Raw genomic sequence first — 20,034 nt, 5'->3', positions numbered from 1 at the left:
CTCATGCGGATGCTTTCTGCGTCAGGGAGGTCATGCTGCGCATGAGCGCCTCCGGGGTGGCTTCGGATGCGGGGAGGCAGTCGGTGACGCGTCCCTCGAACACGGTGTAGATGCGGTCGGACATGCCGAGCAGCTCGGGCAGCTCGCTGGAGATCACGATGACGCCCTTGCCCTGTGCGGCGAGCTCGTTGATGATGCCGTAGATCTCGTACTTCGCGCCGACGTCGATACCTCGGGTGGGCTCGTCCAGGATCAGCAGATCCGGATCCGTGAACATCCACTTCGCCAGCACGACCTTCTGCTGGTTGCCGCCGGAGAGCGTCCCGACCCCCTGGTCGACGGTCGGCGTCTTGATGCGAAGCGACTTGCGGTAGCGCTCCGCGATCTGCGCCTCCTCGACGTCGTTCACGACGCCGTTGCGGGAGATCTTGGAGAGCTTGGCCGATACGATCGAGCGCTTGATGGTGTCCAGCAGGTTGAGGCCCAGGACCTTGCGGTCCTCACTGACGTAGGCGAGGCCGTGCCGGATCGCGCTTCGCACGTCCGGCAACGTGATCTCCTGGCCGTCCTTGATGATCGTGCCGGAGAGGAACTGGCCGTACGAGCGCCCGAAGATGCTCATCGCGAACTCGGTGCGGCCTGCGCCCATGAGGCCCGCGATGCCGACGACCTCGCCGCGGCGCACCTCGATGCTGGAGCCCTTCACGACCATGCGCTCGGACACGCTGGGGTGGCGCACCCACCAGTCCTTGACCTCGAAGAAGACGTCGCCGATCTCCGGGGTCCGATCCGGATAGCGGCTCTCGAGTGAACGGCCGACCATGCCGCGGATGATGCGGTCCTCGTTGATCTCCCCGCGGCCGACGTCGAGCGTCTCGACCGTGCGTCCGTCGCGGATGATCGTGATCTCATCGGCGATCTGCTCGATCTCGTTGAGCTTGTGGCTGATGATGATCGACGTGATCCCCTTCGCCTTCAGGCCGAGGATCAGGTCGAGCAGGTGCTGCGAGTCGTTCTCGTTGAGCGCCGCGGTGGGCTCGTCGAGGATGAGCAGCTTGACGTCCTTGTTCAGCGCCTTGGCGATCTCGATGAGCTGCTGCTTGCCGACGCCGAGGTGCTTGATCGCGACGTCGGGGTCCTCCCGGAGGCCGACGCGGGCCAGCAGCTCGACCGTGCGCTGCTTCTGCGCCGTCCAGTCGATGCGGGCGCCGCGGCGGATCTCGTTGCCGAGGAAGATGTTCTCGGTGATGGACAGCTCGGGGATGAGCGCGAGCTCCTGGTGGATGATCACGATTCCGGCATGTTCGCTGGCTGCGATGTCCTTGAAGCGCTGCTCCTGTCCGTAGAGCAGGATCTCGCCGTCGTAGCTGCCGTACGGGTACACGCCCGACAGCACCTTCATCAGGGTCGACTTCCCCGCGCCGTTCTCACCGCAGATGGCGTGCACCTCGCCGGTGCGAACAGTGATCGACACATCGGAGAGGGCCTTCACACCCGGGAACTCCTTCGTGATGCTGCGCATCTCGAGGATCGGTCCGGCCACAGTGGGCAGCGTCGTCGTCTCGCTCACGGATCTCCTTCGATACCAGGTCCGGTGATGTTACGGTCAATGTTACCGTTCACATCGGGATACATCGTGCACCGCCCGGGCGGACAGTGTCAAGTCACACCGCCCATTTCGTGTCCCTACCGTGACGCGGCGGATTCGCGTCCGCACAGCACCGGGACGACCGGTCCGAACGTCGGCACCGTCTCCCCGCGCAACTGCGCCAGCAGGATCTGCACCCCGCGTCGGCCGAGCTCGGCGAAGTCCTGATGCACCGTGGTCAGCGGCGGCGCGACATGTGCGGCCACCGGAATGTCGTCGAAACCGACGACGCTCACATCGATCGGCACCCGCAGCCCCGCGTCTCGGAAGCCGTGCATGAGCCCGATCGCCATGAGGTCGTTCGCGGCGAACACCGCCGAGAAGTCGCGTCGCCGGGCGAGCTCCTGGCCCGCGAAGTATCCGAAGTCGGCCGTCCAGTCGCCGCGGATGGGCGGGATCGTCGGCAGGTCGGCATCGCGCATCGCGTCGAGGTAGCCGCGCATGCGCGACTCCGCCTCGATCCAGTCCTGAGGCCCCGCCAGATGCAGGATGTCGCTGTGCCCGAGCCGGATCAGGTACTCCGTGATCATCCGGGCTCCGGCGAGCTGATCCGCGGAGTGGCTGAACCCGTCGGAGCCGGACGCGGTCTGCAGGCTGACGAACGGCACCGACACCGCCATCCCCCGCAGCACGTTGAACACGCGCACCTGCGGCGCGAGCACGACGATCCCGTCGACGGACTCCCGCACCAGCTGGCGCACCGCCGCGCCGATGACCTCGGGCGTCGTGTCGGGCAGATTGAGCGTGCTCACCGAATAGCCCTCGGCCCGCGCGGCATCCTCGATCGCCGCGATGGAGGACGTCGGGCCGAACTCCCCCGTCGTCGCGGACAGGATGCCCAGCAGGTTCGACCGGCTCGTGGCGAGCGCTCGCGCCGCGATGTTCGGCCGGTAATCCAGCACGCGGATCGCGTCGAGAACCCGGTCCTTGGTCTCCGGCCGGATGCTGGGGTGATCGTTCAGCACGCGGGAGACGGTCTGATGCGAGACGCCGGCCAGCCGCGCGACGTCGCGGATGCTGGGCATCCGGGCACGCTCGGAGGAGGTCGACATGCATAGCCTCCTCGATGTGCACGGTCACATGGATGAGTCCATTATGGGGTCGCAGCCCTCGGCGCGCACGCTGCCCGGCTCAGTCGTCAGCGGAGACCACGTGCGCCCCGCGCACCGGCCCGTGCGCGCGCAGGGCCGTGCGCCCCGATCCGCGCAGTCGCTCGGCCGTGGCGTCCGCGCCCTCGGCGGTCTCGCAGAGGAAGGCGATGGTGGGGCCGGAACCCGACACGATCCCTCCGACGACCGGCGCGCCGCCCCCGCCGACCACCTCGTCGATGAGCTCCTCCAGCGACGGCCGCAGCCGGAAGGATCCGGCCTCCAGCTGATTGCGCAGACTCTGCCCGAGCTCGAGCGCCTCGCCGGACAGCAGGGACTCGAAGAATGACGGCGGCACCTGCACGGGGTCCAGCCGGCGCCGCTGAGCGTGGCCCTCCGGGTCGCTCTGCAGGTCTTCGGCCATGACCATGTCGAAGGCGCGGTACACCGCCGGCGTGGACAGCCCCTCGTCGTCGAGGAGCAGCACCCACTCGTACCGGCCCCGCGACAGCGCCGGCGTCAGCACGTCGCCGCGCCCCGAGCCGACGGCGGTGCCGCCCATGAGCGAGAAGGGCACGTCAGCGCCCACGCGGGCCGCCAGCTCGTGCAGGCGACCGTGGTCGAGCCCCGTGCGCCACAGTTCGTTGCAGGCCACGAGAGCGCCGGCGGCGTCGGCGGACCCTCCCCCCATGCCGCCCGCGACGGGCACGGTCTTGTGCACGTCCAGATGCACACCGCCGTCGTAGCCGGTGGCCGCGGCGAGCACCTTGGCCGCGCGCATGGCGAGGTTGCGGTCGTCGAGCGGGACCGTGGACGGATCCGCGACGCCCGACACGCTGATCGTGAAGTCGTCGGCGTGCGTCGCGATCACATCCTCGTAGAGCGACACCGCCTGGAACACCGTGGAGAGCTCGTGGTAGCCGTCCTCGTCGAGATCTCCGACTCCGAGGAAGAGGTTGACCTTCCCCGGTGCGCGCACGTGCACGCGCTGCAGCGGCTGCTCGTCCGACTGCTCCTCTGCGATGCTCATCGGCTCACAGTTCCGATGAGACCGACCACAGGTTCACGTCGAGGCCCGCGCCGGCGATGTTGTCGATGCGGGCGATCTCCGCCGCGGTCAGCTCGGGCGCGTCCAGGGCGGCGAGGTTCTCGTCGAGCTGCGCCGGACGCGAGGCGCCGATGAGCGCCGAGGCCACGACGCCGTCGCGGAGCACCCACTGCAGCGCGAGCTGGGCGAGGCTCTGCCCGCGTTCTCTCGCGAGGTCGTTCAGGGCGCGCAGGACGGCGAGCCCCTCATCGCTGAGGGGCTTGTCCGGCAGCGAGCCGCGCTTCTGGGCGCGTGCGGCGGTGCCGTCGCCCAGGTACTTGTCGGTGAGCAGCCCCTGTGCGAGCGGCGTGAACGCGATCGCACCCATCCCTTCCTCGCGGAGCGTCTCGGTGAGGCCGTCCTCGATCCAGCGGTTCAGGATGGAGTACGAGGGCTGGTGGATCACGAGCGGCGTGCCGAGCTCCCGGGCGATGTCCATCGCGGCCTCGGTGCGCTCCGCGCTGTACGAGGAGATCCCGACGTAGAGGGCCTTGCCCTGGCGGACCAGGGTGTCCAGGGCGCCGATGGTCTCCTCGACCGGGGTGACCGGATCCACGCGGTGGGAGTAGAAGATGTCGACGTAGTCCAGTCCCATCCGCGTCAACGACTGCTCGGCGCTCGCCAGGATGTACTTGCGACTGCCGAGGTCGCCGTAGGGTCCCGGCCACATGTCCCAGCCGGCCTTCGACGAGATGATCAGTTCGTCGCGATAGGGCCGGAAGTCCTCCGCGAAGATGCGGCCGAAGTTCTTCTCCGCGGATCCGTAGGGCGGACCGTAGTTGTTCGCCAGGTCGAAGTGCGTGATGCCCCGATCAAAGGCGTGCCGCAACAGGGCGCGCTGGTCGTCCAGCGGGATGTTGTCGCCGAAGTTCCACCACAGCCCGAGCGAGATCGCCGGCAAGTAGAGACCCGAGGTTCCGACCTGCCGGAAATGGGCTCCCTCATAGCGGTCCGCCGCGGCCGTGTAAGGGCGGTGGATGTCGAGGACGTCTGGGCGGAAGCGCGGCTCGGTCACCGTCCCAGGTTAGCGTCGCCGGTCCTTCTCGGCGCTGGTCCGACGCGAGGGGCGCAGGAGACGACGCCTCCCCGCGGCCGCACCGCTCGCCGTGGCATCCCAGGATCGCTATGATAATCCGCCAACCGCGGACCGAGCCCGATCCGCGTCCGATCACGCTCGCCCGAGTGCGGATCCAAACCCGGCCAGTGCATTCGCCCGAGCGTGCGGCGACAGGATCGTCATGCACCGGCACCGGCGTTTACCGCTCGTCCTCATCGCGGCAGGCGTGCTCTGCGCGAGCATCCCCGCGGCCGCATTGACGACGTCCGACCCGCGCTGGTGGCTGTCCTGCTTCAGCCGACTCGGCGCGATGGACGACGCCTCCAGCCTGCTCTTCAACGGCGGCATGGTGCTGACCGGCATCGTGATCGCGCTCTCCGCGCTGCCCGTGATGCGCGGCCTCCGTGCCGCTTCCGCCGCGGGATTCCGGGCGCACAGTGCTGCTCCCACCCTCGTGCCGCTGCTCATCGCGACCCTCGGTCTCAGCCTCATCCTGATCGGGGTGCTGCCGCTCTCGTTCAACATCTTCGCGCACGAGCGCGCGGCGAACGGAGCACTCGCCTCCTCCGCGGGCCTGCTGCTCCTGCATCGCCGCTACCTGCGGGGTCTGTCGCGGAGTCTGGACCGCATCGCCACCGGAGCGGTCGTCGTGCTGTCCCTCGGCATGGCCGGTCTGGTCGCGGGCCTGCTCACTCTGACGGTGTTCGAAGCGCTCGCCTTCGGCTCGGTCATCACCTGGCTGCATGCCCTCGAGACACGCGCGAAGCGATTCCCGAGCGTGCCCGCCGCGCCATTCACGGCAAATTCTCAGCATTTGTTCTTGTCCCCCATTTGGGGGACAAGGCCATCCGGTGTTACTGTCTAGTCCTCAGCTGAGGATGTCGACCGGGACTGGGGACTCGGCCGACATGAAGGTACCTCCAGTCGAAGTGAATGTGCCCTCTCGGGAACCCGATCCCGGGAGGGCACAACTTTGCCCTGGGGCGACCTCGACAAGGTCAGGCGACCGGCGCCGCCAGCGCGATGCGGTGGTAGTCGTCGACGGTGAGGTCTTCGCCACGCGCGGTCGGTGCGACGCCCGCCGCCTCGAGCACGGCCGATGCCTCGGCCGAGCTGCCGAAGATGCCGGACAGCGCCTGACGCAGCATCTTGCGACGCTGGTTGAATGCGGCGTCGACGATCGCGAATGTGCGACGGCGCTCCTCTTCGGATCCGCGCGGTTGCGGATCCCGGTGGAACCCGACGAGCAGGCTGTCCACGTTCGGCACCGGCCAGAACACCTGCCGGGAGACCGTGCCGCTGAGCTTCCACGGACCGTACCAGGCGGCCTTGACGCTGGGCGTGCCGTAGATCTTCGAGCCGGGCTTCGCGGCCAGCCGCTCGGCGACCTCGGCCTGCACCATCACGACGCCGCGCTGGAGGTACGGGAACGTCTCGAGGAAGTGCAGCAGTACGGGCACCGACACGTTGTAGGGCAGGTTCGCGACGAGCACCGTCGGCTCCCCCGGCAGTGCCGTCACGCGCATCGCGTCGGCATCGACCACGGTCAGCGCCCCCTCGGGCACGCCACGTTCGAGGGCGGTCTGCGGCAGGCGCGCGGCGAGACGGTGGTCGATCTCGACGGCCGTAACCGTCGCCCCCGTCTCGAGGATCGCAAGGGTGAGGGATCCGAGGCCGGGCCCGATCTCCACCACGCGCTCGGACGGCTGCACATCGGCGGCCTGGACGATCTTGCGCACCGTGTTCGCGTCGACGACGAAGTTCTGGCCGAGCTTCTTGGTGGGCGTCACATCGAGTTCGGCCGCGAGCCGGCGGATGTCGGCGGCGCCGAGCAGGGAGACGGTCATCTGACCATTGTCCCCTACCGTCGGTAGTCTTCTCGGATGCCCTCGATCGCTGAACTCGTCGCACCTCGGCGCATGGGCAGGGATTTCCGCTGGCTGCTCGCCTCCAGCTGGACCAGCAACGTCGGCGACGGCGTGGCCCTGGCCGCCGCTCCGCTGCTGATCGCGTCGATGACCTCGTCGCCGATCCTGGTAGCGTCCGGCGCGATCCTGCAGTTCCTGCCCTGGCTGGTGTTCGGGCTGCACGCCGGGGCGATCGCCGACCGTTTCGACCGCCGCCGGCTCGTCATGGTCGCGAACGCCGCGCGTGCCGTGATGCTGCTCGTGCTGTGCGCGTTCCTGATCACCGGCGTCGCGAACATCTGGATCGTGCTGGCCTCTGCGTTCCTCTACGGCACCGCCGAGGTGTTCGTCGACACCGCAGGATCCACGCTGCTGCCGATGCTCTTGAAGCCCGCCGATCTCGGACTCGGCAACGCCCGCCTGCAGGCCGGGTATCTCGTCGCGAACCAGTTCGCCGGCCCCCCGCTCGGCGCGTTCCTGTTCGCGGCCGGGCACGCGTGGCCCTTCCTTCTCGAGGCGGTGTGCGTGAGCCTGGCGATCGTGCTGATCTCCCGCATCGCGCGCACGCCGATACCGCCGCGGGACGCGACCGGCACGACCGGATCCTCCGCCGCCGGCACGAAAGTGCACACCGACATCGCGGAGGGCCTGCGCTGGCTGTGGCGCAATCCTCCGGTGCGGATGCTCGTGCTGATCATCCTGCTGTTCAACGTGACCTGGGCAGCGCCGTGGGGAGTGCTGGTGCTGTACGCGACCGAGCACCTGCACATGGGCGCCGTCGGCTACGGCATGCTGACCACGGCCTCCGCCACCGGCGGTCTGCTCGCCACTCTGAGCTTCGGCTGGCTCGAGCGCCACGTGTCCTTCGCCACGATGATGCGGGTCTGCCTGTCGCTCGAGGTGGTGATGCACCTCACGTTCGCACTGACGACGCAGGGCTGGATCGCGCTGCTGATCATGTTCGTGTTCGGGTTCTACGCGTTCGTCTGGGGCACGATCTCGACGACTGTGCGGCAGCGGCTCGTGCCGCACGAACTGCAGGGCCGGGTGTCCTCGGTGAACTCGGTGGGCGTGTTCGGCGGCATGGTGATCGGGCAGGCGCTGGGCGGCGTGATCGCGCAGACCTGGGGCCTCACGGCGCCGTGGTGGTTCGCCTTCGCGGGTGCGGCGCTCACCCTGCTGTTCGTCTGGCGCCCGATCTCGCAGATCGTCTCCGCGCGCCCCGTCCTGGACGAGGTTCAGGCGAACGAGCCGTAGACCTCGACGGTGTTCGCGGCGATCTGCGCGCCGAGTTCGTCGGCGTCCGCACCGAGCTCGGCAGCCATGAAGCGCAGGGTGAGCGGGATCAGGTACGGCGCGTTCGGGCGCCCTCGCAACGGCACCGGCGTCAGGAACGGCGCATCGGTCTCGACCAGGATCCGGTCCCGTGGCGTGACCGCGAGCGCGTCGCGCAGGTTCTGCGCGTTCTTGAACGTCACGTTGCCCGCGAACGACAGGTAGTAACCGGCGTCGGCGCAGATCCGCGCCATCGCCTCGTCGCCCGAGAAGCAGTGGAACACCGTGCGGTCCGGTGCGCCGACGCGGCGCAGCGTCTCCAGAACGTCGTCGTGCGCGTCGCGGTCATGGATCTGCATCGCGATCCCGTGCTGCTTCGCGAGCGCGATGTGCGCTTCGAACGAGGCGTGCTGGGCGGCGCGCCCCGGCTCCTCGGTGCGGAAGTAGTCGAGCCCGGTCTCGCCGATCGCCCGGGTGCGCGGGCGTGCAGCGAGCTCATCGATCACGGCGATCGCCTCGTCGAGGCGTCCGGCCTCGGCATAGGCCGGGGCGTCGTTGGGGTGGATCGCGACGGCGGCGAGCACGCGCGGATCCGACTCCGCGGCCTCCACGGCCCAGCGCGACGACTCGATGTCGCCCGAGGCCTGCACGACGCCGACGACGCCCACGGCCTGCGCCCGGTCCAACTGCTCGACGAGCGTCAGCGAGTACTCCCCATCGGTGATCTCGAGGTGGCAGTGGTTGTCGTAGACGGGCATTGCGAGCGGCTCGGGCGCGGCCGGATAGCGCAGGTCCTTGCGCCCCTCGGTCGCGCGCTCGCGCACGTAGGTGTCCGGTTCGCCCATTGCGGCCTCCGCCCTTCGGCGCCGGGTCAGAGCCCGGCGGTGATCTTGTCGATCAGCTTCTTCGCGCTCTTCGCGTTCTTCACGCCGTCCAGCGCCGCCGCCGGACGGTTGTGATGCGTGTTGAGCACAAGGCCGATGTGGCTGCCCTGCGCGAGCGGGGTGACCGCGATCCGGCCCTCGAGCTCCCACGACAGCAGCGTCTTGCGCGTCGTGAAGTCGACGGTCAGCCCGTCCGGCGAGGCCGCGGTGACAGTCGCCTTCTCGGCGCCGAGGACCTCGGCGATCCGCTGGCCGACGACGGGCGCGGCCGAGGCCACCTCAACGCTCTCCTGCGCTTCGAATCCCATCTCATCCCCCTGTCCGACGCACGCCCGAGGCGCGCATCCGCTGCGTCCTCCGGATCAGGCCGTGGCCTCGATGCGCGGGAACAGCGGCGCGAGCGTCTGCACGGTGGTGCCCGCCGGCAGCTGGCCCCAGCGTCCCGCCTCGCGCAGCGGCTGCGCCGTGAGCGCGCCGAGGCCGCTCTCGGCCCCGAGAGCGTTCCAGAGCTTCGCGGTCGACTGCGGCATCACCGGCGACAGCAGCACGGCGAGCGCGCGCAGACCCTCCGCGCAGGTGTACAGCACGGTGCCGAGGCGCTCGCGCTGCTCCTCGTCCTTCGCCAGTGCCCAGGGCTCGTTCTCCGTGATGTAGCCGTTGAGCGCGTCGACGATGGTCCACACGTCGGCGATGGCCTCGTCGATGCGGAATCGCTCGACGGCAGCGTCCGCATCGGCGGCGGCCTTCGCGACGAGCTGCTGCACCGCGAGGTCCTGCGCCGTGTACTCCCCTGCCGCGGGCACGACGCCGTCGAAGTAGCGCTCGATCATCGCGATCGTGCGCGAGGCGAGGTTGCCGAAGCCGTTCGCCAGCTCGGCCTGGTAGCGCGCCGACAGATCCTCCCAGGAGAAGGATCCGTCCTGCCCGAAGGCGATCGCGGAGAGGAAGTAGAACCGGTACGCGTCGGATCCGAACACGTCGGTGATCTCGGTCGGGGCGATACCGGTGAGCTTCGACTTCGACATCTTCTCGCCGCCGACGAGCAGCCAGCCATGCGCGAAGACGCCCTTCGGCACCTCGAGGCCCGCAGCCATGAGCATGGCCGGCCAGATCACGGCATGGAAGCGCAGGATGTCCTTGCCGACCACGTGGTAGGCGGGCCAGCGGCGATCGAATTCCGCCGACCCGGTTGCTGAGCCTGTCGAAGCACCGTATCCGACCGCGGTGACGTAATTCAGGAGCGCGTCCACCCACACGTAGATGACGTGCGAGGTGTCCCACGGCAGCGGGATGCCCCAGTCGAACGTGGAACGCGAGATGGACAGATCCTTCAGCCCCTGCGAGACGAACGAGACGACCTCGTTGCGCGCCGAGTCGGGGCGCACGAAGTCGGGCTCGGTCTTGTACAGCTCCAGCAGACGGTCCTGGAATTCGCTGAGCTTGAAGAAGTAGTTCTTCTCCTGCAGCAGCTCGAGCGGCTTGGAATGGATCGCGCAGACCTTGAGGCCCTCGAAGGGACCGGTGCCGTCGACGATCTCGGACTCGGGCTTGAACTCCTCACAGCCCACGCAGTACAGCGCCTCGTACTCGCCGGCGTAGATGTAGCCCGCGTCATAGAGCTTCTGGAAGAAGACCTGCACGTTGGTCTCGTGCCGCTCCTGGGTGGTGCGGATAAAGTCGTCGTTCGCGACGTCGAGGGTCGTCAGCAGCGGGAACCAGCTCTCGCTGACGAGCTTGTCCACCCACTCCTGCGGGGTCACGCCGTTCGCCGCTGCCGCGCGCAGCATCTTCTGGCCGTGCTCGTCGGTGCCGGTGAGCATCCAGGTGTCGTCACCCGACTGGCGGTGCCAGCGCGCGAGGGTGTCCACGGCGACGCTGGTGTAGCCGTGCCCGATGTGGGGCACGTCCGACGGGTAGTAGATCGGCGTGGTGATGTAGAAGGACTCGCCTGCGGGCATGCGTTCGATTCTAGGCGGGATGCGAGGGCCGGTTCGGACGATGACGACGGCAGGCCCTCAGCACCGCTCGGCGATGATCGCGCCGTGCGGGCGCACGCTGCCGGCGGTGCCGGGCTCCCGTTCGCGGCGCTCGACGTCGGTCACCGCGAAGCCCGCATCCCGGAGAAGGACGCCCAGGGCTTCCGCGGACCAGTAGTACGCCGGGGCGACCGCGTGTGCGAACCGCTCCCGCGGCTCGCCGTCGAAGTAGCCGATCAGGATCCGGCCGCCGACCGCGAGCACGCGGGCGAGCTCGCCGAGCACCGCTGGCAGCTCGTCCGGCGGCAGATGGATGAGCGAATACCAGGCGAGCACTCCGCCGAAGGATCCGTCCGGGAAAGGCAGGTCACGGAACGACGCCGACTCGAATCGCACCCCGGGATGCCGCTCGCGGGCGGCGGTGAGGAGCTCCGCTGACAGGTCGACGCCGACGACATCGCGGCCGGATCCCGGTCGCGACCCCGGCTCGGCCAGGAACGCCGTCCACAGCCCCGGTCCGCATCCGGCGTCGAGCAACCCGCCCGCGGTCTCATCCCGCCACCGGCCGATCATCGCGACGTCGGCGCATTCCATCTGGTCGATGCTCCCGATCAGCGCGATGTACTCCGCTGCGCGTGCGTCGTAGGCGGCGGCCACCGTCTCGTCATCCACGACGAGCATCCTGCCTCTCACGTGCCGTCTCACGGTGTTCGCCACCCGGTCGAGCGCGAAACCGGAAGAATCGTGAACACGATCGACCCCTCCGAGGAATACAGGATGTGAACAACGACAACACGGTGATCGCGAGATCGGTGACGGATCCGTCGGCTTTCGGCGAGATCTTCCACCGCTACGCAGGATCGGTGCACCGCTACGCGGCCCGACGGGCCGGTGACGTCGTCGCCGACGACGTCACGAGCGAGACCTTCCTGATCGCGTTCCAGCGCCGCGCCCGGTTCGACCCCGCACGGGAGGATGCCCGACCCTGGCTGTTCGGCATCGCGACGAACCTCATCCACCGCCACCGCATCGCCACCGCGCGCGTGCTGAAGGCGATGGAGCGCAGCGCGCCTGAGCCGGCGACGACACACCATCCCGACGAGGCGCTGGACGCGCAGCTCGCGGTCGGACGTCTCGCCGGGCGGATCCGCCGGCTCTCCGCCGGGGACCGCGACTGCCTGCTGCTGTTCGCCTGGGCCGAGCTCTCGTACGACGAGATCGCCGAAGCCCTGCACATCCCTGTCGGCACGGTGAAGTCGAGACTGAACCGCGCCCGGCGCCTGCTCCGCTCCACACCTGAGGAGGGTGAAAATGGACGACCTGACCTTGCTCCGCAGTCTGCGTGACGACGTCGCCGAGCCCGACGCGGTTCGACTCGCTCCCGCGTACCTGAAGCTCGAGACCGCGATCCACGCCGCCGAGAAGACGCCGGCGTCCCGCGCGCCGCGTCGTCGGCACCCGATCCGCTGGGCTGCCGTCGGCCTCACCGCCGCAGCCGCCGTCGCCGCGGCGGTCGTGGTGGGCGGCGTGCTCGCCCCGCCGCATCCGGAATCGGCGAGCGCCGCCGCGATCGTGCTGCGCAAGGCGGCGGCCGAGGCGATCACATATAGCGACCCTGCGGCGGGGCCGGGGCAGTACCTGAAGTTCCACATCCGGGCGGACTGGGCCGGCTACCAGGGCGGGGGCGACGGAACGACCACGCGGATGCCCTCGAACATCCAGAACATCGACGTCTACATCCCGTCCGACGCGGGCGCCGACTGGGCGCTGTACCGGGACTGGGAGCACGGGGAGGCCGGCGACAGCGGTTTCAAGACCGAGACTATCCACGCGCCACGCGGTGAGTTCTACGGCGGCCCCTGGGCGCGCCAGGATCTGAGCGCGATCCCGACCGGATCCGGGGCGGAGACGCTTGCGTACTTCGATGCGCAGTACCAGGGCGGATCGGCGAGCCGCGAAGAGGACGACTTCGTCCGGATCACCGACATCCTGCGCTACTACCCGGTGCCGGCCACGCTCAGGGCCCGCATGTTCGAGGCGCTCGCTCTCATCCCCGGCACCACGTCGACCGACGGCGTCGCGAACCTCGACGGCCAGATCGGCGTCGCGATCGGGCGCAACGAACCGCAGCGGTCGGGCGAGCGCCAGGAGATCATCATCGACCCGAGCACGGGTCAGGTCATCGGCGAACGACGTTTCTACCCGGCGGGCACGGTGTCGGCCGGCGAGGAGCAGACCGCCCTGACCGCGATGTCCACGACGGTGGTCGACACCGTGCCGCCGGCGACCACGCCGGCGCGCGACGAGAACGGCTGACCGGCGATGCGCCCGACACTCAGCCCCGCCGCCCTGACGCTGCCTCCGACGATCAGCGTGCCCGTGCCACTCGCCGCCGTACCGCCGTCGCCGCCGCTCCCGCGACGGTGACACGACGACAGGATCCGGTGCTTCTCGAAGGCACCGGATCCTGTCGCGTGCACGGGAACATCGCGTCCACAAGCCGTGCTCTCGGCGGCAGGCCGTGCTCTCGGCGGGCGAGCGCGACGGCGGATCCAGAGGCGGCGCGTCCCGGCGGCGGCAGGTCGCAGCGCGCGCCAACGCGACGCCGGCCTCAGCGCGCGGCGAGCGCCGCCTGGTACAGATCCCGCGAGCCGAGGCCCGTGGCGGCGGCGACCTCGGCGCACGCGTCCTTGAGGCGCACACCCGAGGCGACCAGCGCCTGCACCTGGGCCAGCGCATCCTCCGGCGAGACCACTCGTGGCGCGGCTCCCTCCACGACCACCACGATCTCGCCCTTCACGCCCTCCGCCGCCCATGCGGCGAGCTCGGCGGCGCCGCCGCGGCGCACTTCCTCGTAGAGCTTGGTCAGTTCGCGGCACACCGCCACGCGCCGGGAAGCGCCGAACGCCGCGGCCATGTCGCCCAGGGTCGCGGCTAGCCGCGACGGCGACTCGAAGAACACCATCGTGCGGGGTTCGGCGGCGAGCGCTTTCAACGCCGAGCGGCGCTCCCCCGGCTTGCGCGGCAGGAAACCCTCGAACGTGAACCGGTCGGTGGGAAGGCCCGACACGGCGAGGGCCGTGACCACCGCGCTCGGGCCGGGGATCACCGTCACCGTCACGCCGCGCTCGGCGGCTGCGGCGACCAGCCCGTAGCCGGGATCGCTCACCGTCGGCATGCCGGCATCGCTGAGCACCACGAGATCCTCGGTCTCGGCCGCCTCGGCGAGCTCGGCGGCCTTGGCCTTCTCGTTGTGATCGTGCAGCGCGATGAGCCTCGGCCGGTTCGCGATGCCGAGTCCCTGCAGCAGCCGCTGGGTGGTGCGGGTGTCCTCGGCGGCGATGATCGTCGCGTTCTCCAGCACCTCGATGAGCCGGCGGGACGCGTCGCCCAGGTTTCCGATCGGAGTGGCCGCGAGGATGATCACCCGCCCCAGCATAGGCTGAGCGGGTGACCGCGCCTCTGCTGCCCGGCGTCGACGCCCGGCACGACGACCGTCCCACTGCCTGGGAGCGGTTGCGCGATGCCTGGCTCGGCGATCCGGTCCGGCTCCGACTCGTGTCCTGGCTTGCGCCGCTGCTCGTCACGCTCCTGGCGGCAGTGCTGCGCATCGCAGGGCTCGGGCATCCGCACGCGATCGTGTTCGACGAGACCTACTACGTCAAGGACGCCTGGTCGCTGTGGGTGCAGGGCTACGAGGGAACCTGGCGCACCGGGGCGAACGACCTGTTCGTGAAGGGCGATACGAGCGCGCTCGAGGAATCCGCCTCCTTCGTCGTGCACCCGCCCCTCGGCAAGTGGCTGATCGCGCTCGGCATCGCGGCCTTCGGCCCCGGATCCAGCTTCGGCTGGCGCATCTCGACGGCCATCATCGGCACGCTCACCGTGCTCGTCGTCTACCTGCTCACCAAGGCCCTCACCCACTCGGTCACGGTCGCGAGCCTGGCGGGCCTGCTCATGGCCGTCGACGGGCTCGGCATCGTGCTCAGCCGGATCGGGCTGCTGGACGGGATCCTCACCTTCTTCATCGTGCTCGGGATCCTGTTCCTCGTGTACGACCGGCGCCAGACGATGCCACGGCTCGAGGATCGCGCCTCCCACGAGCGCGGCGATGACCCGACGCTCTGGGGCCGCGTGTTCTGGCGCCGCCCGTGGGTGATCGCCGCGGGGTTGGCCCTGGGGGCCGCGACCTCGGTGAAGTGGTCCGGCGCGTACGTGCTCGCCGCGGCCGGGATCTACCTCGTCGTCACCGATGCACTCGCCCGCCGCCGCGCGGGTGTCGCACTCTGGCCCACGGATGCCGTCCTCCGGCAGGGCCTCGCGAGCTTCGTGCTGCTCGTGCCGGTGGCGGCGGCCGTGTATCTGGCCTCCTGGAGCGGCTGGTTCCTCACCAAGGGCGGTTACGACCGGAACATCACGGACAACGCGCTCACGTCGTGGTTCAAGTACCACTCCGACATCCTGGCGTTCCACGTCGGGCTGACCTCCTCGCACCCCTATGCGAGCCCGGCATGGCAATGGCCCCTGCTGATCCGCCCCACCGCGTTCTGGGTGGGCGGGCAGAACGCGCCGTGCTTCGGCACGGATCACTGCATCGGCACGATCACCTCGATCCCGAACCCGCTCATCTGGTACCTCGGCGTCGCAGCATCCGTCTACCTGCTGGTGCGGTTGGTGCGCGGACTGGTGCTGCGCTCCCCCATGCCGTGGAGCTACGCGATCCCGCTGGTGGGCCTCGCGGCGACCTACCTGCCGTGGCTGGCATTCCCCGAGCGCACGATCTTCCAGTTCTACACGGTCGTGATGACGCCCTTCCTGATCCTCGCGCTCGTGCTCGCGCTGCGGGACATCGCCGGGCACCGGAGCGCTCCGCGGCACCGCCGGCAGTCCGGCCAGCGCACCGTCGCGATCGTCGTGGTGATGATCGTGCTGCTGAGCGCGTTCTTCTACCCGCTGTGGATCGGTCTGCCCGTGCCGTGGTGGTTCTGGCAGGCCCATAACTGGATGATCACCTGGATCTGACATGCGCATCCTCGACACCATCGACGAATCACTGATCGCGCAGCTGCGCGCGCAGGAGGAGTTCTTCTGGCTCGACCTGGTCTCCCCCTCCGCGGACGAGATCCAGCGGCTCGGCACCCTGCTCGGCTGGCATCCGCTCTCGATCGAGGACACCCAGCGGATGGGCCAGCGCCCCAAGCTCGACGTCTACGGCGACGGAGCGCTCCTCGTGCTGCAGGGCGCCGTCGAGCGGCACCCCGAGGATGAGAACGACCACCCGCTGGAGGAGGTGCACTGCCACCTCAGCGGCGAGTTCATCGTCACGGTGCACTCCGAGCGCTTCCAGGATCTCCGCCAGGTGCGCACGCTGCTGCAGAACTCCACGGCGCCGAAGACCGAGCGCTACTACGTCTACAAGATCATCGACGTGATCGTGGACAGCTACTTCCCGATCCTCAGCGACCTGGACGAGGAGATCAACGCCCTCGAGGACGCGATCGTCGCGGGAGGCGGGCGCAAGGAGCTGCAACAGACCTTCGGTCTCAAACGACTGCTGCTGAAGCTGCGCCGGGTCGTCGTCCCGATGCGCGACCTGTTCGCCCGGCAGGCCGAGGTGATCACGGATCTGGCCGGGTTGGAGGCGGACAGCCACGACTACTTCCGCGACATCTACGACCACCTCATCCGGATCACGGACGAGATCGACGGCTACCACGAGATGGTGTCGGGCTGCACCGACCTGTATCTCTCGACGGTCGCGAACCGCCAGGGCGAGACGTCGAAGCAGCTCGCGATCATCGCGTCGATCTTCCTGCCGCTGAGCTTCCTCACGGGCTTCTTCGGCATGAACTTCGACTGGTCGATCGCGCACGTGCTGTCCGGCCCGTGGTCGTTCTTCCTGCTCGGCATCGGATCCATGGTCGTCTCGGGCGCGATCATGTGGTGGTGGTTCCGCCGCAAGGGCTGGACCGGGAACGACGAGTAGGGCTCAGCCTCGGGCGGCGTGCTCCACGAGCGGCAGCACCCGGCCGCTGAAGTGCGTGCGCATCGCGATCGAGCTCGCGGTGCGGGCGACGCCGGGCACCAGGGCGATCCGGTCCAGCACCCCCTGCAGCTGCTCGGCGCTGTGCGCGACGAGGCGCAGCTGCATGTCGCTCGCGCCGGTGACCGTGTACATGTCGACGACCTCCGGGATCGCCGACGCCAGCGCCTCCGCGACCTCGTCGTGGCCGACCTTCTGATCGATCTCCACCTGGCAGAACGCGGTCAGCGCGTATCCGAAGCCGCGCGGATCGACGCGCGGCACGATGCCCTCGATGACGCCGTTCTCATGCAACCGCGCGAGACGGCTGGTGACGGTGCCACGGGCCACGCCGAGCCGCCGTGCGCATTCCAGCACGGGCAGCTGCGGCGCGTCCGTGAGCAGCCGGATCAGGGCCGCGTCGAGGGCATCGATGCGCATCGTCAGCCCCGGAACACGTCGTCCGCGCCGTCCTTGAGGACGCCGGGGCGGGACAGGCCCCGGGTGGCCCGGGCGAGCACCACGAGCACCACGGTGAGGCCGATGGTCAGCAGCAGCTGGGTGCGCGCACCCTCGTTGAGCATCGTGAGCAGGATGATCGCGCCCAGCAGCACGAGCGTCAGAACCGACAGCCACGGGAAGCCCCACATCCGCATCGGCAGCGGCGTGCCCTCGGCGTCGGCCCGGCGGCGCAGGATCAGCTGCGTGATCGCCGTTGCCGTCCACATCACCAGCAGGGTGGATCCCACCACGTTCAGCAGCGTGGGTAGCACCTGTTCGGGCCAGATCCAGTTCAGGATCACCGTGACGAAGCTGAACGCCACCGAGGCGAGCACCGCCACGCGGGGCACGCCTGCCGTGCTCGTGCGGGTGAGCGCCAGCGGTGCGAGCCCGCGCTCGCCGAGCGAGAACGCCATGCGCGAGGCGCCGTAGATGTTCGCGTTCATGGCCGACAGCAGCGCCACGATGACGATGAGGTCCATCACGAGTCCCACCCCGGGGATCTTGAGCGTGTCCAGCACGGCGGAGAACGGACCGGCGAGCACCTCCTTGGAGTTCCACGGGAGCACGGTGACGATCACGAAGATGGATCCGACGTAGAACACCAGGATCCGCACCATCACCTGGCGCACGATCCGGCTGATGTTGCGCGAGGGGTCGTCCGACTCCGCGGCCGCGATCGCGACGACCTCGGTGCCCCCGAACGCGAACACGACGATCAGCAGGGCGCCCGCGATGCCGGCGATGCCCGTGGGGGCGAAGCCGCCCTGATCGACGAGATTGCCGACGCCGGTCGCCGGCACGCCGGGGATCAGGCCGACGATCGCGAGCACGCCGACGACGAGGAAGGCGATGATGGCGGCGACCTTGATCGCGGCGAACCAGAACTCGAACCGGCCGTAGTTGCGCACGCCGAGCAGGTTCACGATCGTGAGCGCGAGCACGAACAGCAGCACCCACGCCCACTCCGGAAGGCCGGGGAAGCGATGCGCGACGATGCCCGCGGCGCCCGTGGCCTCGGCGGCGATGACGACGACGAGCTGGATCCAGTACAGCCAGCCCACGGCGCTGCCGACGCTGCGGCCCATGGCCTTCTGCGCGTACGAGCTGAATGCGCCCGAGGACGGGTTGGCGGCGACCATCTCGGCGAGCATCGCCATGACGAGCACCACGATCGTGCCGGCCACGAGATAGGACACGATCACCGCGGGCCCTGCGATGCCGATCGCCTGGCCGGAGCCGACGAACAGTCCCGCGCCGATCGCGCCGCCAAGCCCCATCATGGAGATCTGCCGACGGGTGAGCCCGGGGTGCAGGCCCTTCGTGGTGGTCGTGGTCAGGGGAACTTCTTCGATGGTCATGCGGTCGCCTCCTCGCGAACGGCAGCGGTGGGGTGAGCGGGGTTCGCGGTGGCGAGGGCCGCCGCGACGCGGTCGATGTCCAGGGCGGATCCGGCGGAGACGCGCACGCCCTCGCCGGGGAACGTGCGGGCGACGACGCCGCCCGCGTGCAGGAGCTCATCGAGCTCGACGGCGCGCTCCCCCGCCGGCACCCAGACGAAGTTGGCGTGGGAGGGCACGGCGGGCCATCCCGCGTCGACGAGCACCTCGCACAGGCGGTCGCGCTGCTCGGCGACCTCGGCGATGCGCACGGCGAGTTCCTCCTGCGCGTCGAGCGAGGCGACGGCGGCGGCCTGGGCCAGGTCGGTCACGCCGAACGGCACAGCGACCTTGCGCTGGGCGGCCGCGATCCCGGCGGGCGCGATGGCGTAGCCGATCCGCAGACCGGCGAGCCCGTAGGCCTTGGAGAACGTGTGCAGCACCGCGACATGCGGGTAGCGGCGGAACAGCTCGAGGCCGGCGCCGCGCTCCGGATCGGTCGCGGTCGGGTGCTCGGCGAAGTACGGCGACCCGTCGAAGTGCACATAGGCCTCATCGATCACCACGAGCACGTCGCGGGGTACTGCGGCCACGAAGCGCTCGAGCTCCTCGGGCCCGACGACGGTGCCGGTCGGGTTGTTCGGGTTGCACACGAAGATCAGGCGCGTGCGGTCGGTGATCGCGGCGAGCATCGCGTCGAGGTCGTGCCGGTGCTCCGCGTCGAGCGGGACCATCACCGGGGTCGCCCCTGCGATCCGGACCAACGACGGGTAGGCCTCGAACGACCGCCAGGCGAACATGACCTCGTCGCCCTCGCCGGCAGTGGCGTGGATGAGCTGCGACGCGAGCTCGACGGAACCTGCGCCGACCGTCACCAGTTCCGGCTCGACGCCGTAGCGCTCGGCGAGGCGGCCGATGATCTCAGGCGCCGCCATCTGCGGATAGCGATGGATGGATCCGAGCCGTTCGGCGATCGCGGAGACCACGGACGGCAGAGGCGGGTGCGGGGACTCGTTCGAGGACAGCTTCGAGGCGCCGTCCGGGGCGGATCGTCCCTGCTTGTAGGCCGGCACGGCGTCCAAGCGGGCGTTGGTCGGCGGAGTGGCCGGGGGCGTGGTGACAGGGAGGGTCATCGTCGAGGGCGTCCTTGCTGCGGTTCGTTCGGGCCGGTGGGAGGCGCGTCGGCGGCGGGGCCGCAGCGGCGACGTCG

The 20,034-nt window shown here is 69.5% G+C and carries 19 protein-coding genes; 6 read left to right on the top strand and 13 right to left on the bottom strand.

Translation table 11 applies throughout. The annotated features are described in order from the left end of the window. Window position 1 precedes the first annotated feature (1 nt). The 4 genes from mmsA to mgrA form a co-directional block, all read right to left on the bottom strand. The gene (gene mmsA, locus AC1DMN_RS01985; protein ID WP_477229705.1) at window positions 2-1,522 is read right to left on the bottom strand and encodes a multiple monosaccharide ABC transporter ATP-binding protein; all 1,521 of its coding nucleotides are present in this window, start codon (window positions 1,520-1,522) and stop codon (window positions 2-4) included. Window positions 1,523-1,686: 164 nt separating this feature from the next. Continuing rightward, the gene (locus AC1DMN_RS01980; protein WP_477229455.1) at window positions 1,687-2,700 is read right to left on the bottom strand and encodes a LacI family DNA-binding transcriptional regulator; all 1,014 of its coding nucleotides are present in this window, start codon (window positions 2,698-2,700) and stop codon (window positions 1,687-1,689) included. A 79-nt stretch (window positions 2,701-2,779) separates the two neighbouring features. Further along, entirely contained in the window at window positions 2,780-3,766 is a 987-nt protein-coding gene (locus tag AC1DMN_RS01975; RefSeq protein WP_477229456.1) for a 4-(cytidine 5'-diphospho)-2-C-methyl-D-erythritol kinase, read from the bottom strand. A gap of 4 nt (window positions 3,767-3,770) precedes the next feature. Then, a complete protein-coding gene (gene mgrA / locus AC1DMN_RS01970) occupies window positions 3,771-4,838 on the bottom strand; it encodes an L-glyceraldehyde 3-phosphate reductase (RefSeq protein ID WP_477229457.1) in 1,068 nt (355 codons plus the stop codon). Window positions 4,839-5,061: 223 nt separating this feature from the next. On the opposite strand from mgrA, the gene AC1DMN_RS01965 reads away from it, so the two are divergent. Beyond that, window positions 5,062-5,745 carry a DUF998 domain-containing protein gene (locus tag AC1DMN_RS01965; RefSeq protein ID WP_477229458.1) on the top strand — a complete coding sequence of 228 codons (684 nt, stop codon included), beginning with the start codon at window positions 5,062-5,064 and terminating at the stop codon, window positions 5,743-5,745. Between the two features lie 133 nt (window positions 5,746-5,878). Here AC1DMN_RS01965 and rsmA read toward each other — a convergent pair whose 3' ends face one another. Beyond that, window positions 5,879-6,727: a 16S rRNA (adenine(1518)-N(6)/adenine(1519)-N(6))-dimethyltransferase RsmA gene (gene rsmA, locus AC1DMN_RS01960; RefSeq protein WP_441976308.1), complete on the bottom strand. Its 849-nt coding sequence runs from the start codon at window positions 6,725-6,727 to the stop codon at window positions 5,879-5,881. A gap of 36 nt (window positions 6,728-6,763) precedes the next feature. On the opposite strand from rsmA, the gene AC1DMN_RS01955 reads away from it, so the two are divergent. Then, a complete protein-coding gene (locus AC1DMN_RS01955) occupies window positions 6,764-8,044 on the top strand; it encodes an MFS transporter (RefSeq protein WP_477229459.1) in 1,281 nt (426 codons plus the stop codon). Here AC1DMN_RS01955 and AC1DMN_RS01950 read toward each other — a convergent pair. Genes AC1DMN_RS01950 through AC1DMN_RS01935 form a run of 4 tightly spaced genes read right to left on the bottom strand, consistent with a single transcriptional unit; the run spans window position 8,026 to window position 11,594 of the window. Beyond that, window positions 8,026-8,907, bottom strand: a complete 882-nt coding sequence (locus AC1DMN_RS01950) for a TatD family hydrolase (RefSeq protein ID WP_477229460.1) — start codon at window positions 8,905-8,907, stop codon at window positions 8,026-8,028. The two genes, AC1DMN_RS01955 and AC1DMN_RS01950, sit on opposite strands and share 19 nt — an antisense overlap. A gap of 26 nt (window positions 8,908-8,933) precedes the next feature. Beyond that, window positions 8,934-9,254, bottom strand: a complete 321-nt coding sequence (locus AC1DMN_RS01945) for a hypothetical protein (protein WP_441976311.1) — start codon at window positions 9,252-9,254, stop codon at window positions 8,934-8,936. 54 nt (window positions 9,255-9,308) lie between these two features. After that, window positions 9,309-10,904, bottom strand: a complete 1,596-nt coding sequence (metG, locus tag AC1DMN_RS01940; protein ID WP_441976312.1) for a methionine--tRNA ligase — start codon at window positions 10,902-10,904, stop codon at window positions 9,309-9,311. A gap of 57 nt (window positions 10,905-10,961) precedes the next feature. After that, entirely contained in the window at window positions 10,962-11,594 is a 633-nt protein-coding gene (locus AC1DMN_RS01935; RefSeq protein WP_441976313.1) for a class I SAM-dependent methyltransferase, read from the bottom strand. A 107-nt stretch (window positions 11,595-11,701) separates the two neighbouring features. Here AC1DMN_RS01935 and AC1DMN_RS01930 point away from each other — a divergent pair, with 107 nt between their 5' ends. Together AC1DMN_RS01930 and AC1DMN_RS01925 are read left to right on the top strand one after the other, a co-directional pair. Beyond that, entirely contained in the window at window positions 11,702-12,268 is a 567-nt protein-coding gene (locus AC1DMN_RS01930) for an RNA polymerase sigma factor (RefSeq protein ID WP_440734633.1), read from the top strand. Then, window positions 12,234-13,238 (top strand): CU044_5270 family protein, encoded by a 1,005-nt coding sequence (locus AC1DMN_RS01925; protein ID WP_441976314.1) that lies wholly within the window; start codon window positions 12,234-12,236, stop codon window positions 13,236-13,238. Before AC1DMN_RS01930 ends, AC1DMN_RS01925 begins: the two co-directional genes overlap by 35 nt. A 295-nt stretch (window positions 13,239-13,533) precedes the next feature. Here the strand turns inward: AC1DMN_RS01925 and rsmI are convergent, their stop codons facing one another. Then, a complete protein-coding gene (gene rsmI, locus AC1DMN_RS01920) occupies window positions 13,534-14,349 on the bottom strand; it encodes a 16S rRNA (cytidine(1402)-2'-O)-methyltransferase (RefSeq protein WP_441976315.1) in 816 nt (271 codons plus the stop codon). Window positions 14,350-14,372: 23 nt separating this feature from the next. Between rsmI and AC1DMN_RS01915 the strand changes: the two genes are divergently transcribed. Beyond that, window positions 14,373-15,944, top strand: a complete 1,572-nt coding sequence (locus tag AC1DMN_RS01915) for a dolichyl-phosphate-mannose--protein mannosyltransferase (RefSeq protein WP_477229461.1) — start codon at window positions 14,373-14,375, stop codon at window positions 15,942-15,944. Window position 15,945: 1 nt separating this feature from the next. Then, the gene (gene corA, locus AC1DMN_RS01910; protein WP_477229462.1) at window positions 15,946-16,908 is read left to right on the top strand and encodes a magnesium/cobalt transporter CorA; all 963 of its coding nucleotides are present in this window, start codon (window positions 15,946-15,948) and stop codon (window positions 16,906-16,908) included. Window positions 16,909-16,911: 3 nt separating this feature from the next. Here the strand turns inward: corA and AC1DMN_RS01905 are convergent, their stop codons facing one another. From AC1DMN_RS01905 to AC1DMN_RS01895, 3 genes are read right to left on the bottom strand one after another with little or no spacing between them, the layout of a single operon-like run. Beyond that, window positions 16,912-17,385, bottom strand: a complete 474-nt coding sequence (locus AC1DMN_RS01905) for an Lrp/AsnC family transcriptional regulator (protein WP_440734638.1) — start codon at window positions 17,383-17,385, stop codon at window positions 16,912-16,914. 2 nt (window positions 17,386-17,387) lie between these two features. Beyond that, on the bottom strand, window positions 17,388-18,806 hold the full coding sequence (locus AC1DMN_RS01900) for an amino acid permease (protein ID WP_477229463.1): 1,419 nt from the start codon (window positions 18,804-18,806) through the stop codon (window positions 17,388-17,390). Continuing rightward, window positions 18,803-19,957, bottom strand: coding sequence for a histidinol-phosphate transaminase (locus AC1DMN_RS01895; protein ID WP_477229464.1), 1,155 nt, complete (start codon window positions 19,955-19,957; stop codon window positions 18,803-18,805). Before AC1DMN_RS01895 ends, AC1DMN_RS01900 begins: the two co-directional genes overlap by 4 nt. Between the last annotated feature and the right edge of the window lie 77 nt (window positions 19,958-20,034).

The sequence above is a fragment of the Microbacterium sp. 01T413_2 genome (assembly GCF_056398985.1).
This window is presented reverse-complemented; position numbering and strand designations above follow the sequence as displayed.

What these genes read in the sequence shown, in the direction of transcription:
- mmsA (WP_477229705.1), bottom strand. Translation starts at nt 1,522, where the DNA reads ATGCGCAGCATCACGAAGGAGTTCCCGGGTGTGAAGGCCCTCTCCGAT.
- AC1DMN_RS01950 (WP_477229460.1), bottom strand. Translation starts at nt 8,907, where the DNA reads ATGGGCGAACCGGACACCTACGTGCGCGAGCGCGCGACCGAGGGGCGC.
- AC1DMN_RS01955 (WP_477229459.1), top strand. Translation starts at nt 6,764, where the DNA reads ATGCCCTCGATCGCTGAACTCGTCGCACCTCGGCGCATGGGCAGGGAT.
- AC1DMN_RS01925 (WP_441976314.1), top strand. Translation starts at nt 12,234, where the DNA reads ATGGACGACCTGACCTTGCTCCGCAGTCTGCGTGACGACGTCGCCGAG.
- corA (WP_477229462.1), top strand. Translation starts at nt 15,946, where the DNA reads ATGCGCATCCTCGACACCATCGACGAATCACTGATCGCGCAGCTGCGC.
- AC1DMN_RS01965 (WP_477229458.1), top strand. Translation starts at nt 5,062, where the DNA reads ATGCACCGGCACCGGCGTTTACCGCTCGTCCTCATCGCGGCAGGCGTG.
- AC1DMN_RS01900 (WP_477229463.1), bottom strand. Translation starts at nt 18,806, where the DNA reads ATGACCATCGAAGAAGTTCCCCTGACCACGACCACCACGAAGGGCCTG.
- rsmA (WP_441976308.1), bottom strand. Translation starts at nt 6,727, where the DNA reads ATGACCGTCTCCCTGCTCGGCGCCGCCGACATCCGCCGGCTCGCGGCC.
- AC1DMN_RS01945 (WP_441976311.1), bottom strand. Translation starts at nt 9,254, where the DNA reads ATGGGATTCGAAGCGCAGGAGAGCGTTGAGGTGGCCTCGGCCGCGCCC.
- AC1DMN_RS01975 (WP_477229456.1), bottom strand. Translation starts at nt 3,766, where the DNA reads ATGAGCATCGCAGAGGAGCAGTCGGACGAGCAGCCGCTGCAGCGCGTG.
- AC1DMN_RS01980 (WP_477229455.1), bottom strand. Translation starts at nt 2,700, where the DNA reads ATGTCGACCTCCTCCGAGCGTGCCCGGATGCCCAGCATCCGCGACGTC.
- AC1DMN_RS01895 (WP_477229464.1), bottom strand. Translation starts at nt 19,957, where the DNA reads ATGACCCTCCCTGTCACCACGCCCCCGGCCACTCCGCCGACCAACGCC.
- metG (WP_441976312.1), bottom strand. Translation starts at nt 10,904, where the DNA reads ATGCCCGCAGGCGAGTCCTTCTACATCACCACGCCGATCTACTACCCG.
- AC1DMN_RS01905 (WP_440734638.1), bottom strand. Translation starts at nt 17,385, where the DNA reads ATGCGCATCGATGCCCTCGACGCGGCCCTGATCCGGCTGCTCACGGAC.